At 43.5% G+C, this 13,548-nt stretch carries 8 protein-coding genes; 5 read left to right on the top strand and 3 right to left on the bottom strand.

What is annotated here, in order from left to right; all coding sequences use genetic code 11:
* Nucleotides 1-40: 40 nt before the first annotated feature.
* Both pgm and NYP67_RS00035 read right to left on the bottom strand, forming a co-directional pair.
* On the bottom strand, nucleotides 41-1,714 hold the full coding sequence (pgm, locus tag NYP67_RS00040) for a phosphoglucomutase (alpha-D-glucose-1,6-bisphosphate-dependent) (RefSeq protein ID WP_101896494.1): 1,674 nt from the start codon (nucleotides 1,712-1,714) through the stop codon (nucleotides 41-43).
* Nucleotides 1,715-1,744: 30 nt separating this feature from the next.
* Nucleotides 1,745-2,878 (bottom strand): diacylglycerol/lipid kinase family protein, encoded by a 1,134-nt coding sequence (locus NYP67_RS00035; RefSeq protein ID WP_060785873.1) that lies wholly within the window; start codon nucleotides 2,876-2,878, stop codon nucleotides 1,745-1,747.
* 277 nt (nucleotides 2,879-3,155) lie between these two features.
* Between NYP67_RS00035 and NYP67_RS00030 the strand changes: the two genes are divergently transcribed.
* The 5 genes from NYP67_RS00030 to NYP67_RS00010 all read left to right on the top strand — a co-directional run bounded on the left by NYP67_RS00030 (nucleotide 3,156) and on the right by NYP67_RS00010 (nucleotide 11,877).
* Nucleotides 3,156-4,676, top strand: coding sequence for a L,D-transpeptidase (locus NYP67_RS00030; protein ID WP_004131729.1), 1,521 nt, complete (start codon nucleotides 3,156-3,158; stop codon nucleotides 4,674-4,676).
* The gene (locus NYP67_RS00025) at nucleotides 4,660-5,970 is read left to right on the top strand and encodes an App1 family protein (protein WP_421781681.1); all 1,311 of its coding nucleotides are present in this window, start codon (nucleotides 4,660-4,662) and stop codon (nucleotides 5,968-5,970) included. Before NYP67_RS00030 ends, NYP67_RS00025 begins: the two co-directional genes overlap by 17 nt.
* A 95-nt stretch (nucleotides 5,971-6,065) precedes the next feature.
* Nucleotides 6,066-8,624 (top strand): S9 family peptidase, encoded by a 2,559-nt coding sequence (locus NYP67_RS00020; protein ID WP_421781679.1) that lies wholly within the window; start codon nucleotides 6,066-6,068, stop codon nucleotides 8,622-8,624.
* Nucleotides 8,625-8,654: 30 nt separating this feature from the next.
* Entirely contained in the window at nucleotides 8,655-9,374 is a 720-nt protein-coding gene (locus NYP67_RS00015) for a Crp/Fnr family transcriptional regulator (protein ID WP_004131732.1), read from the top strand.
* A 97-nt stretch (nucleotides 9,375-9,471) separates the two neighbouring features.
* Nucleotides 9,472-11,877, top strand: a complete 2,406-nt coding sequence (locus tag NYP67_RS00010; protein WP_115761525.1) for a transglycosylase domain-containing protein — start codon at nucleotides 9,472-9,474, stop codon at nucleotides 11,875-11,877.
* A 38-nt stretch (nucleotides 11,878-11,915) separates the two neighbouring features.
* Here NYP67_RS00010 and NYP67_RS00005 read toward each other — a convergent pair whose 3' ends face one another.
* Nucleotides 11,916-13,070, bottom strand: a complete 1,155-nt coding sequence (locus tag NYP67_RS00005; RefSeq protein WP_115761526.1) for a quinone-dependent dihydroorotate dehydrogenase — start codon at nucleotides 13,068-13,070, stop codon at nucleotides 11,916-11,918.
* Between the last annotated feature and the right edge of the window lie 478 nt (nucleotides 13,071-13,548).

Raw genomic sequence — 13,548 nt, 5'->3', positions numbered from 1 at the left:
ATATAGAAGCTGTTAACTTTAACTAATCGCAATTAAAGCGTTACGCTAAAGCCTTGTCAACTACAGCAGTAGCTTCCTCAAGCACCTTATCTAGCGCTTCTGGAGAAACGAAGGACTCAGCGTAAACCTTGTAAATGTTCTCGGTACCAGATGGGCGAGCAGCGAACCAATTGTTCTTAGTTGTAACCTTCAAGCCGCCAATCTTAGCGCCGTTTCCAGGAGCCTCAGTGAGCTTTGCAGTAATATCTTCGCCAGCAAGCTTAGTCGCTTCAACGTCGTTTCCGCTTAGAGCTGCAAACTTTTGCTTTTGCTCAAGAGTGGTTGGAGTATCTACGCGCTTGTACCAGCTTTCGCCAAAGCGAGCAACCTGGTCTTGATGAAGCTGAGCAGGATTCTTGCCAGTCTTTGCAGTGATTTCTGCAGCGAGCAAATCAGGAATCAAGCCATCCTTATCGGTTGTCCACACGCGGCCATCCTTGCGCAAGAAGCTCATGCCAGAGCTTTCCTCGCCGCCGAAAGCAACTTCGCCACTAAAGAGTGGGTCAACAAACCACTTAAAGCCAACAGGAACTTCCACAAGCTTAGCGTTAATAGAAGCAGCTACGCGGTCAATCAAAGAAGAAGACACAAGCGTCTTGCCGATAGCAGTATTCTTTGGCCAATCTGGGCGAGCGCCGCCGAACAAGTACTCCACGCACACTGCAATGTAGTGGTTCGGGTTCATAACGCCCCAGTTAGGGCACACAATTCCGTGGCGGTCAGCATCTGGATCGGTGCCGCCAACTAAATCGTACTTATCCCAAGCGCCAGCGTTAAGCTGATCAACTAAGCCCTTCATTGCGTAAGGGGAGCTTGGATCCATACGAATCTTGCCATCGTGGTCAATTGTCATGAATCGCCAAGTTGGGTCAACATCTGGGCGCACAACGCCAATGTTTAAGCCGTACTTTTCGTTCATAAGTGGCCAGTAGTTTACGCTTGCGCCGCCGAGTGGGTCAATTCCCAAGCGCACACCGCTAGAGCGAATTACATCGAAGTCAATAACGTTTGCTAAATCGCTAACGTAGTGTTCGCGGTAATCGAAGCCTTCAACCAAATCAGACTTGATTGCTTCCTCGAAAGGCACGCGCTTAACGGACTTGTAATTGTCGAGCAATTCGTTTGCGCGGTTTGCAATCGCATTAGTTACGTCTGCTGGGGCAGGGCCGCCAGTTACAGGGTCGTACTTAAAACCGCCGTCGGTTGGAGGATTGTGTGAAGGAGTTACTACGATGCCATCTGCCAAACCTTCGCCGCTAAAACGCTGAGTGCCATCAGCTGCGCGATTATGCGTCAAAATAGCTTGCGACACAACAGGCGTTGGAACAAAGTCGCCGCGCGAGTCCACACGAACGTGAACGCCGTTAGCAACCAAAACCTCAATAGCGGTTTTTTGAGCAGGCTCGGAAAGAGCGTGCGTATCTCTACCAATATAAAGTGGGCCAGTTACGCCAGCCTTCTTGCGATATTCGGCAATGGCTTGTGTGATTGCAACAATGTGAGCTTCGTTAAACGAAGTTTTTAACGCAGAACCACGGTGACCAGACGTGCCGAAAATAACGCGCTGTTCTGGAATATTGGAATTTGGAACTTCATCGTAGTAAGCGCCAATCAAAGCGTCAACGTCTACTAGATCTTCTGGGGTGGCGGGCATTCCCGCATTTTTTGCTACCATAATTTTTTATTTTGCCACGGCGGCGGTATTTTAACGTAAGTCGGCGGTATTTTGAGTTAAAGAAGATTGCAAACTCTCTGGCACGCGCACGCATAATGCTCGTTTATCTACACTAAAACGCAAGTGTTTTGTGTAGCCTAAAATATCTCCATCAACCTGCACGGGAGCAGGCCGTTCTAGCTTAACTTCGGCTTCAACACCCTGCGATTGGTCAATCTTGGAGTTTGTAGAAAGTGGGCTTTGTTGCGCTTTTCCTGTAACGGTTTGGTGCACAACATCTCCAAACAAGTTAGCCCATCCAATTAATCCGCCAGAAGTGTCAATAATCTCAAAGTCGAGTATGCCATCGTCGTAAGCTGCATCTGGCATAAGTGAAAACATTGGAATCTGGCCGCAATTTCCAGCCATAAGCGTGCGGAAAGATATTGCACTAGATGTGTAATCCGTTCCATCTTTGCGCGTAAAAGTAACGTCTCCGCGGTATTTTGGCGCAAATAAGTGTTTAACACCTGCAACAAAGTATGCAAGCCAGCTTATGTTCTTTTTAAGTGCAGGATTAGTGTCGTCTATCATAAGCGCGTCGAATCCAATTCCCGCAATAATCAAAAACGCGTGACCGTGGTCTTCGTACGGCTTATCGAGTATAAAAACGCGACCAACGTCAACAAACCTAGATCCATGGCTAGTGGCCACCCTTAGCGCAGCTTGAACATTGTCTACAGGAATCCCCATGTTTCGCGCAAACAAATTTCCCGTTCCAATTGGAATTATCCCCATTGCGTGGTTCGTTCCGCTAACTGCGCTCGCAACCGTTCTAACAGTGCCATCTCCGCCAACTGCAACAACAACGTTTGCGCCATTTTTCAAAGCTTCTAGCGCGCATTCGCGCCCGTCTTTATTAAGCTGTGTATCTATTATTTCGTAAGTAAGATTGTTAGAAGCACAGTAATCTTTAATGCTTTTTCGGTATTCTTCGGCTTGCGGTTTAGAAGGATTTAGTATAAAAGCATAGTGAACGCTGTCTCCATGCCTTTCTGCCAGTTTTTCTGCTAAATGATGCTTCTTCAGGGTACGCGTAACTATCATGATGACGAATGGCGCAAAAACTAGCGCAAAAACAATCACCATTAACGCAATTGTTGCTTGAATTGGCATATCTGGCATATTTATTATTCTTGCACACATCTTTAATATATGGACATTATTTTGACAATATTTATAAAATTTGATTATTTCTTTACATTTTCATCACTTATTGCGTTATTTAGCGCGTTGCGGCATTTGATTAGCGCATTGATTATGAGCTTGATTATGCGCTTAATTACATTTTGACGTTGGCATGTTTGCTTAGTTAGTGCCATTTATATGATTTTTATATGCTAAGCAAGTGATAAGCTTGCACCATGCGTTTTGCGCGTAGAACTAGCAGGGGTTTAAAGTTATGTCTGAATCGCAAGAAAATAATATGAGCGTTTTTGAATCCGACGATACTGAACAATTTGAAGTATCGAAAAAACGTGTTAAAGGCAATAAGTCTGCGCTTGTATTGCTTTACTCGTTTATTATTTTCTTAATACTTGTAGTTGCGGCTTTTGTAGGGTCGCAAGCATACTTCCATAACCGTGTTGCTCCTGGAGTGCATTTTGCTGGCAGCAGTGAAGTTTCGGGCGCGCAGATTGAAAAAGTCACAGATGCTGTAAATAGGGCGATTGAAAACACAAAGATTGAGATTAAAGACGATTCTGGAAAAAGCTCTGTTGAAACACTTAAAGACTTATCGGTAAGTGTAGATAAAAGCGCAACTGTGCAAAACGTTATGCGCGCAAAGCACAATAACGTGTTTACAATGCTTATGCCTTGGTTGCAAGAAAACGTTGGGCTTAAAGCCAAGTTAGACAACGAAAGCATGGACGCGTACATTGTTAAAAAGTTTGTTAGCGAAAAAGATAGGGCAATGCCGTATACAGCTAAGTTCGATTCTTCTTCTAACTCTTATGTTGTAGAAGATGGTGTTCCAGGCCGTACGATTATAACTTTGCCAGTTCGTGAGGCAATTAAGCGCGTTCTAGAAAATCCTGGTAAAACAGTAAAAGTTACGGTTGGCTCTCGTAAGGTAGAAGCTCCAATTAAGCGTGATGTAGCGCAGAAAACTGTTGATCAACTCAATAATTTGCTATCTAAAAAAATTACGTTAGATAATGGCGATTCAAAAGATTTTACGCTTTCAAAGGCTGTTTTAGCATCTTGGATTAAGATTGATGCAGATTGTGCAAAAAAGAAGATTTCGTACAAGGTTGATTCGTCTGCTGCCAACGCATGGCTTTCTAAAGAGCTTGCTAAGAATCTTAATCAACAAAAAGTAGACCAAGAAGATACATACAACAAGCAAGGAAAGTTTATATTAACAACGCTTAAGGGTGAAAACGGCATAGAAGTTAAGTATTCTAAAGACTTTGCAAATAAAGTTGTTCAAGCTGTAGAAAAGTCGGCAGATGCAAAGCTTAGTGTTCCAACAAACGTTGTTAAGTTTGGAATCGAAAAAAAGACTGTTGACATGCGCGTTGTTGTTAACAAGTCAAACCAAACAATAAGCGTTTACAAAGACGATCAGCTTCTTAAAACATTCCCAGTTTGCAGTGGCTCAAACGGTTATTACGAAACGCCAAACGGAACGTACTTTATTTACTTGCGCTACCGAGTGCAAGATATGCGCGGATTTAACCGAAACGGCTCTAGGTATTTCTTGCCTGGAATTACTTGGGTTAGCTACTTTAACGGCGGAATCTCATTCCACACAGCTCTTTGGAACAATGTTGGTATATCTCAAGGATATCCTGCAAAGTACGGTTCTCATGGATGCATAAACATGTATGAGCAAGATGCAAAGTGGGTGTTTGAAAACTGCCCTCGCGGAACAGTTGTGGAAGTTGTTGGAGAACAACCAGATGGACCAGTACGCTAATAAAGCAGCAAATTTGAAGGGCGATTTGCCTGCTGCATCTAGAAGAGTTAGTAGCACTCCGATTCAGGTTCGTGTTACAGAAACGCTGTTTGATGCTCCTTCTAGCGAAGAGCGCTTAGATAAAAAACCTCCGATTGTTCAATTTGCTAGAAAGTTTGCAACGTCTAGCTTTGGACTTTGGGTGCGCATAAGTGGCAAAATCGCTCGGCATTTTGGATGGTTTCCTAGCGTTGAGCCATACATTGGTTACGGTACAGATCGCTACGCGCGCTTGATTTGCCGAACTGTTCTAGCGCCTAAAGCTGGTCATCATTCCGCTTTAAAGCGCGGTATTTACGCGATGCTTGTTGTTCCTGCAATTCGTGTTAAGGTTGCTCTAAGTATTGATAACGTTGCTGTTGAATGGGCGCAAGTTGGCGATTCTTCCGTGTACGATAAGCCAGATTCTGCGTATAACAGTAGCGCAGAATATTGCGTTTCGGATTGTTCGGGTTACTTGGATTTGGTTACCGAAAGGTCGCTTTTGCCAGGTGAACACAAGGTTTCGTACAAGGTTGATAATCGCAATCCTGTTGAAGCAAGCATGTTTGTTATATCGGAGCAAACGCCTTTAGGTATTATTTCCGACGTTGACGATACTATTATGGTCACTCAAGCGCCTTCTCCTCTTAGAGCTGCTTACAATTTGCTTATTATGAATCCTGAACATAGGCATGCTGTTGATGGAATGAGTCACTTTTTTAGGCGTATTAAGGATTCAATTCCTAGCACCCCTTTCTTCTACCTTTCCAATTCTCCTTGGAATGTGGAAGCTTCAATTCGACACTTTATTTTGCGCGAAGGTTTTCCTGCAGGACCTCTTCTTCTTAGGGATTTAGACCCGCGTCCTAAGACTTTTGTTCCAACTGGACCACAGCACAAGCTCGAGTTTGCTCAACAGCTTATGGATGATTTTCCAGACATGCGATTTGTTCTTATTGGAGATGACGGTCAAAAAGACCCTTCGACTTATGCAAAAATCATTGAAAAATTCCCAAATCGCGTTCTTGCTGTTGGCATACGTCAGCTTAAAAAAGACGCAACTTTGGTTGATTTTAGGCGAAGCATGTCTAAGAATTTTGGTGTGACTCTTGCATCTTCTAGAGTTGCTAAAACTTGCAATGATATTTTTGTTGAAGCTAAGGGTGCAGCTGGTACTTTTGAAGGTGTTCCATTCTTTGCTGCTCAAAATGGCAATTTGCTAGAAGATATTATGATTCCGTTTATTATGGATTCTGTTAATAGCAAAGAATGATTTTAATCAAAGACTGATTTTAAGTGTTCTAAGTGTTGTAAATATTTTAAGTGTTGTAAGTGTTGTAAAGATCATAAAGATTGTAAAGGTTATAAATGGAAGATAATTCGCTAAAAGTTGGTGATTTTAATACTGCTAAAAAGCCACTTCTTGCAAAACGAGTTGACTACGTTCGTAAGTTCCACAACGATGTGTTTGTAGACGAATATGCGTGGATGAGTAACACTAAATCCAAGGAGTTGCGCGAGTATATTGATGCTCAAAATGAGTACACTAGCAAACGCGTTTCTAGTTTAGAGCCTTTACGTAAACATTTGTTCAGCGAGCTAAAAAGTCGTGTTCAAGAAACAGATATGTCGGTTCCAACTCGCATGGATGGCTATTGGTATTACGTTAGAACAGAAGAAGGAAAGCAATATGGCGTTCAATGCCGTATGAAAATTAAGAGCGAAGATGATTGGAATCCACCTGTTATAGATGAGCGCGCTCATGCTGGTCAAACGCCATGCGAAGAGGTTATTTTTGACGCAAATATAGAAGCTAACCGTTTTAATGGCGGATTCTTTCAGCTTGGCGGAATGGATATTAGCTTAGACGGTAAGCGAATGCTGTTTGGAGTTGATTCTAAGGGCGATGAAAGATTTGACTTTTATATTCGCGATTTTTGCGCGGAGAAAAGTGGCGATTTTGATTGCAAAAATGGCGAAAATATCGAAGAAAATGGTAGCGAAAGTGCCGATTACATCACTCGCTATAACAATAGTTTTGTAACACTTTCGGATTGCATAAAAGGCATATCTTCTGCGCTTTTAACACCAGATGGAAAATGGGTTTTCTACGTAACTTTAGATAGTGCTTGGAGGCCATACCAAGTGTTTAGGCATAAGGTTGGAACAAGTGTAGAAAATGACGTTAAAGTTTTTGAAGATTTAGACGAACGCTTTTTTGTTAGCGTGTACGAAAGCTTCGACGAGCGAAGCGTTATTATAAACAGCAGCTCTAAAACCACTTCACGCGTGTTAATGTTGCCTCTAAGCACTCCAGAAGGCGATTTTAGAATGGTGCTTAAGCCTATAGAAAACGTAGAATACGACGTTTCGTTTGCGTGCTTTGAAAATGCTGGGCAAGATGGCAAAGATATTCCACTAATGTTTGTAAGCCACAATCTTAAAAATCCTAATTTTCAAATTGATGTTATAGATTTGCGAAAATACTCTGCAGATTCGATGCCATTTAACATTGGCGAAGGTTATTGCATTGCGCAAGGGTCTCCATACGGATGCCAAAATGGCGATTTAATAGAAAAAGGCGCGAGTAAAAAGGCCATTAGTGCGCCGTATTACAACAGCAAAAATCCTAAGATTTTGCAAGGATTGCGCGGCTTGAGCGTAGATGGTTTAAGCGTTTATAAAAATTACGTTGCTCTTTCTTTCCGCGCGAATGGCTTGCCTCAGCTTGCTGTTATGACTAAAAGCAATGCTGTTGAAGATTTTAAGGCAGGCTGCCCATGGAGATTCCGCCTTGTAAAAGAAGACGGGTTTGTAGAAGATTCTTGCGAGTCTGCGGCTTCTTGCGATTCGTTAGTTTCTTGCGATTCTTGCGCAAAAGTCGCAAGCTTCCGTTCCACTAGCGCTCGCAAAGAATTGTCTAAAATAAGTCTTGAACAAGCAAAAAATAGTCGAATCAGCCTTATTGGAGCAACGGGAAATCCGTGTTATGAAGCGCCAAAAATACGTTATTCTTGCTCAAGTTACGCAACTCTTGGAGCGTTAAAAGAACTAGACCCAGCAACAGGTAAAAGTGTTTTACTTAAGCGCGGGAAAATTTTAGGCGATTTTAACGAAAACGACTACGCAGAAAAACGAGTGTGGGTTAAAGTTCGAGACGGCGAGAGCGTGCCAGTTTCGCTAGTTTGGAAAAAAGACGCTGTTGCAAAAACGAACGCAATGTTTATAACCGCTTACGGAGCGTACGAGATTAGCAGCGATCCGTATTTTTCTGTTGCGCGTTTAAGCATGCTAGACAGAGGCGTGCTTTTTGCGCAAGTTCATGTGCGAGGCGGCGGAGAAATGGGTCGCGCGTGGTATGAGAATGGCAGACGGCGCAATAAAAAACACACTTTTGAAGATTTTGTAGATGTTACGCGCGCTTTGCAACAAGCAGGTTATGCTGATGCGAATCAGACTGTTGCAAATGGTGGTTCCGCAGGCGGCCTTCTTATGGGAGCTGTGGCAAATATGGCTCCGCAATGCTACGCAGGAATCGAAGCGGACGTTCCTTTTGTAGACGCGCTTACATCTATGTTAGACGAATCGCTGCCGCTTACTGTTACCGAGTGGGACGAGTGGGGAGATCCGTTGCACAATGCGCAAGATTACGCGTATCTAAAGTCGTATACGCCTTACGAGAATGTGCCTGAGCATATTGAGCAAGGAGATTTTCCAAAGATTCTTATAACGTCTTCGATTAACGACACTCGCGTTCTTGTTACGGAGCCGCTTAAGTGGCTTGCGCGATTGCAAGCGGCTGGAGCGGATGCGATTGCGCGCATTGAAACAGAAGGTGGCCACGGCGGAGGCTCTGGCAGATATAAAAAGTGGGAAGAAGTTTGCTACGAAAACGCGTGGTGTTTAGATGCCATGGGTATTTCGTAGAATATCCTTAAAACACATTGGAGGCTGATTGTGGTAAGAATTAAGCCAGATAAGCCCTATGCGGAAGACCTTCCGTTAACGCATACAGCGTTATTTAAGCAAGTGCCACTAGATCAAGCGAGGGAGCTGCTAGAACACTTGCATGAGTCGGTTTTTTCTAAGGGGCAGGCGATTTTTAACGAAGGAGATACGGATCGCCGCATGTATCTTTTGGAGCGCGGACGCGTTAAGCTTGTTCGTCATTCTAGAGATAATCGTGTGCAATTGCTTAGCATTCACACGCATGGAGAAATTCTTGGGGAGATTCCTGTTTTTGACCCGTATGGTGGGCCGCGCACGGCATCTGCGATTGCTATTACAGATAAAACTCGCGTGCTGTGGCTAGAAAATGAAGTACTTTTTAACTGGTTAGGTCATCATCCGCGAGTTGCTGTAGATATGCTTCAAGTTTTAGCTGCTCGCTTAAGAGCAAACAACGAGCATATTTCTGATCTTGTTTTTATGGACGTTCCAGCAAGATTAGCAAAAACGCTTTTGAACCTTGCTTCTAGATTTGGAGAGCCTGTTAGAGAAGGCGTGCTTGTTCCTCACGATTTAACTCAAGAAGAGCTTGCGCAATTGGTTGGATCTTCTAGAGAAACAGTTAATAAAGCGTTGATGGATTTTGCGCAAAGAGGTTGGATTAAAAGGCACGGAAGGTCGATTATTATTTACGAGCCTGGAATGTTGATTCGCCGAGCAGAAAGATAAATCGTGCAAATCATGCAAATCGTGCAAATCGCGTAAATCTTGTAAATCGCGATTTTTGCGTGCCGCAACGTAGAGGCAAGCCTCTAGAATAGTACGCATGCCTAAAAAGAAATCCCTAACAACTCGTAGAGTACTCGCACTGTTTCTTACGTACATCACTTTGTGTGTTGCAGGTGGTGTAGCTTCTAGTATTCTATTTGTTCCAGGGGTAATGAGCATAAACAGCGTTGTTAAGTCTGTTGTGCCTTCTCTTAGGGTAGATGGTATTGATTTTGACGTTACTGCTTTGCCTCAAAAATCGCGATTATACGCTTCCGATGGCAAAACTGTTATTGCCACTTTTTATGCTCAAAACCGCACTGTTGTGCCGCTTAGGCGAATATCGCAATATATGCAACAAGCAATGGTTGCTCGAGAAGATCGACGATTCTTTGAACATTCTGGCGTAGATGTTCAAGGCGTTATGCGTGCGTTTGTGCAAACGTTTATTAAAAAGTCAGATATGCAAGGTGGTTCTTCCTTAACGCAGCAGTACGTTAAAAACGTTCTTATGATTAAAGCTAGGGAAGATAACGATCCTATATCGGAATATCATGCTGCAGAAAGTACTGTTGCTAGAAAATTGCGAGAAATGCTAATCGCAATTCAAATGGAGAAAAAATACTCAAAGTTAGAGATTTTGCAGGGTTACTTAAACGTTGCGCAATTCGGTAGTAATAATCTTTATGGTGTAGAAACAGCTGCAAAGCGCTACTTTAACACTACTGCAGCAAAGCTTAATCTTGTTCAAGCGGCAACGATTGCATCAATCACAAAAAATCCTTCTAGGTATGATCCTTCTATAGAAGAAAATTGGCCAGAATCGCAAAAGCAAAGGAATATTGTTCTTGATTTAATGCTTAGGCAGAATTTTATAAGCCAAAAAGAGCATGATGATGCTGCAAAAATTCCAATTAAAGATACGCTTAATATTCAGCATGAAGTTGCAAATGTTGGATGCCAAGCTGCTGGAGACGCTGCATTCTTCTGCGATTACGTTACTAAAAAAATATTGAATTCTCGCGAGTTTGGTAAAACCACTGTTGCGCGTCAAAAGCTTCTTAACGAAGGCGGATTAGACATTTACACAACAATGGATATTCTTGCAAACTCTTCTGCAATGGACACAGCTAGGGCTACTGTTCCAATCAACGATCCAAGCGGTTTTGAAGTTTCGATTGCTGCGATTAAGCCTGGAACTGGAGAAGTACTTGGATTTGGAAGCAACCGTATTTACGACGCTACAGATGCAGCAAAATCAGACCCTACGCACACTGCGATTAACTACGCTGTAGACGAGCGAGACGGCGGAGGTTTAGGTTGGCAGATTGGTTCTACGTGGAAGCCAATTAACATTGTTGCTTGGCTGCTTGCTGGAAAGTCGATTAATCAGCCTCTAAGAACAAGCATGCTTTATAACAACACTGATTTTTCTTGCGCAAGGTACCGTGGAATTGGGCGCTGGTCTGTTCAAAATTCTGGCGGCGGTAGTGTTAGCCCAGAAACGCCTTTAATGGGTCTTGTTCATTCTCATAACACTATTCAGGCAGCAATGGGAACCCAGCTTAAGCTTTGCGCTGTTGCGGAAGCAGCTAAAACGTTGGGGTATCACAATTCGCCATTGGGTCAAGAAGATGTGTTTTCTAAGAACTCGTTCAATCCTCCTATGCTGATTGGTGCTGTGCAAGCTTCGCCGCTTACAATGGCAAATGTTTATGCAACAATCGCAGCTGATGGCGTTCAATGCGATCCTATAGCCATTAAGCGTGTAGTAGACAAGAATGGTAAGCGTTTGCGTGTTCCTAGCGCTAATTGCCATCAAGCAATACCAAAGAAGGTTGCTCAAACGGCAGCATACGCTATTAATCAAGGCGTTGTTCAGCCAACTGGTGTTGCGCATATGGCTCAGCTAGAAGGTGGACGAAAAACGTTTACTAAAACTGGTACTAACGAAGAGTTTTACATGGCAACAGCTGGATTTGTGCCAAACAAGGTATCTGCGTTTATTGCGGTTGGAAATGCGGAAGTTCAAAAAAGCTTTAACAACATGCGCATTAATGGCGTCTACCACAGCACATGGTATGGTACCTACATTGCTATGCCTGCTTGGAAAAAGTTTATGGATACGTACCTAAAGGCATCTAACACGCCTATGGATAACGATTACGGAAAGCCAGATCCAAAGTATATGGCTGGCGGAAAAATGCCGTTGACTAGCGAGCAGATGCGCAGGCAATATGAGTTGCAACAACAGCGCGATAGGGAAGAAGAAGCGCGCAGGCAGGCAGCTCAAGAGCAAAGCCAGGGTTCGCAAAGCGATCAGAGTGCGCAAGGTGATCAAAACTCGCAACAAGATGCTGCTACAAACGGACGCTACGCAACGGGCGACGGAAGGCAAGACCAATATTCTGGTGACTCCAGCAGTGGAGATACCTCCAGCTCGTATTCTGGCGGAACTCGTTAGTGTGTTGTTGCTAGTGTGATGTCACTAGTGTGACTCGACTAGAGCGCGTCTACTCCAACAGCATCCTTAACACTATTAAAGCCGTCTTTTCTAAGCATCTTTGCAAGACCGCGCTTTAGCGTTGTAATTTGTTGAGGGCCTCTGTACATAAGAGAAGAAACGAACATAACTAAGTCGGCGCCGTTTCTAATCTTTTGATATGCTTGTTCAGCGGTAAATACTCCGCCGATTCCAGCAATTGCAAAGCGGGATCCAAACTCGCTTCTAGTGCGCTTAATAAGCTCATTGCTTGCGGCAAATGTTGGAGCCCCTGAGATTCCACCTTTCCAATCTGCTGGAATATCTAGTCCATCTCGATTCTTGCGCAAATTTGCAATGCTCACGCCATCAACCTTATGTGCGCTTAAAACGTCTAACAAAGACTTAAATTGAGGCCATCCGCCCTTTAAGTTCAAAGGCATTTTTACAAGAGTTGGCTGAGGTCTGCTTACTTTATCTAAAACACTAAAAAGCTTATCTAAAGCATCTGGATTACTAAAAGGTTCGCCAGCCATAGTGTTTGGGCAAGAAATATTAACCTCAATCATCGAGCTTTTGCCACTTGCGCGCTCCATAGATATGCGATAATCTTCAATGCCTTCGTCTAAATCGCCAACAAGATTATCGTTAGTTCGCGCAATGCTTATAGAAATTTGCATGCTTTTAGCATTCGTCCATGCTTTTTCTACTCTAGGAATCACAAATTCGCTGCCATCGTTTGCAAGACCTGCATGAACAAGAAGTGAATCATATTGCGGAAGCCTATGATACCAAGGTTTAGCGTTTCCTGCACATGGACGAGCGGTTGTGGAGCCAACTGTTTCAAATCCAAAACCAGCGTTGTCTAGAACTGTGCACAAATCGCAGTTTTTATCGAGTCCTGCGCTTAAGCCAAATGGATTCGCAAAATCTACTCCCATAACTTGCGTTTGTAAAATTGGATCTGTGTAGTCAAGCATTTGTCGCAAAAGCCACATTAATCCAGGAATGCGCTCGCTTATTTTGCAAAATGCAATCATGCGGTCGTGTGCTTCGTCTGGCGGAATGTTAAACACTAAGTGCGGCTTAATAATGTGCTTGTAGCTAAAAGTAAAGAGGTCTGTTGCAGCAAGATTCACAGCATTGTGTAAAGAATTTTCAGATACGTAACTCATGATTCAATACTATACGACATTAAGCATTTTGCAATTTTTGGTGCAAAGCGAATCATATAGATAGCGAGCTTATATAGCGCTAACGATTTTCCTATTTGGTATTGCGCGAGGTTTGAGTATTTCTCTCCTCGCAAGTCCCGTCTCTACGCTCCTCTTTTATTGCTCGTAGAGAAATACATCAAACCTTCTGAATATCTAGAACAATTGCGTGTCTTTAATCACCGAGATTCTCGATTTTTCTTGCTGCTTCAGCGAATCACCATTTCATGCTGAGGTTCGCTTCATCCGCTGCGAAAAATCTCGAATCTCTACCTAGCTTGCGCGCCAACCTGCCCGAGCGCTTAAAGCGTAGCGCGCGAAGGCAATTTGGCGCGCTGAGCAGCTCAGCGCAGAAGCACTGCTTCTGCGCTGCGGAGACGTTCGCACGGCTAATCCGTGCGAACGACGACCTGCCTTCGCGAATGGTATAGCAGCACAG

The organism is Gardnerella sp. c23Ub_4 (genome assembly GCF_055804115.1).
Note: the sequence above shows the minus strand (reverse complement) of the source record. Positions and strands in the feature narration are given on the sequence as shown.

Bases quoted from the DNA above. Each gene is read 5' to 3' on its own strand.
- pgm (WP_101896494.1), bottom strand. From the start codon at position 1,714: ATGGTAGCAAAAAATGCGGGAATGCCCGCCACCCCAGAAGATCTAGTA.
- NYP67_RS00035 (WP_060785873.1), bottom strand. From the start codon at position 2,878: ATGCCAGATATGCCAATTCAAGCAACAATTGCGTTAATGGTGATTGTT.
- NYP67_RS00030 (WP_004131729.1), top strand. From the start codon at position 3,156: ATGTCTGAATCGCAAGAAAATAATATGAGCGTTTTTGAATCCGACGAT.
- NYP67_RS00025 (WP_421781681.1), top strand. From the start codon at position 4,660: ATGGACCAGTACGCTAATAAAGCAGCAAATTTGAAGGGCGATTTGCCT.
- NYP67_RS00020 (WP_421781679.1), top strand. From the start codon at position 6,066: ATGGAAGATAATTCGCTAAAAGTTGGTGATTTTAATACTGCTAAAAAG.
- NYP67_RS00010 (WP_115761525.1), top strand. From the start codon at position 9,472: ATGCCTAAAAAGAAATCCCTAACAACTCGTAGAGTACTCGCACTGTTT.
- NYP67_RS00005 (WP_115761526.1), bottom strand. From the start codon at position 13,070: ATGAGTTACGTATCTGAAAATTCTTTACACAATGCTGTGAATCTTGCT.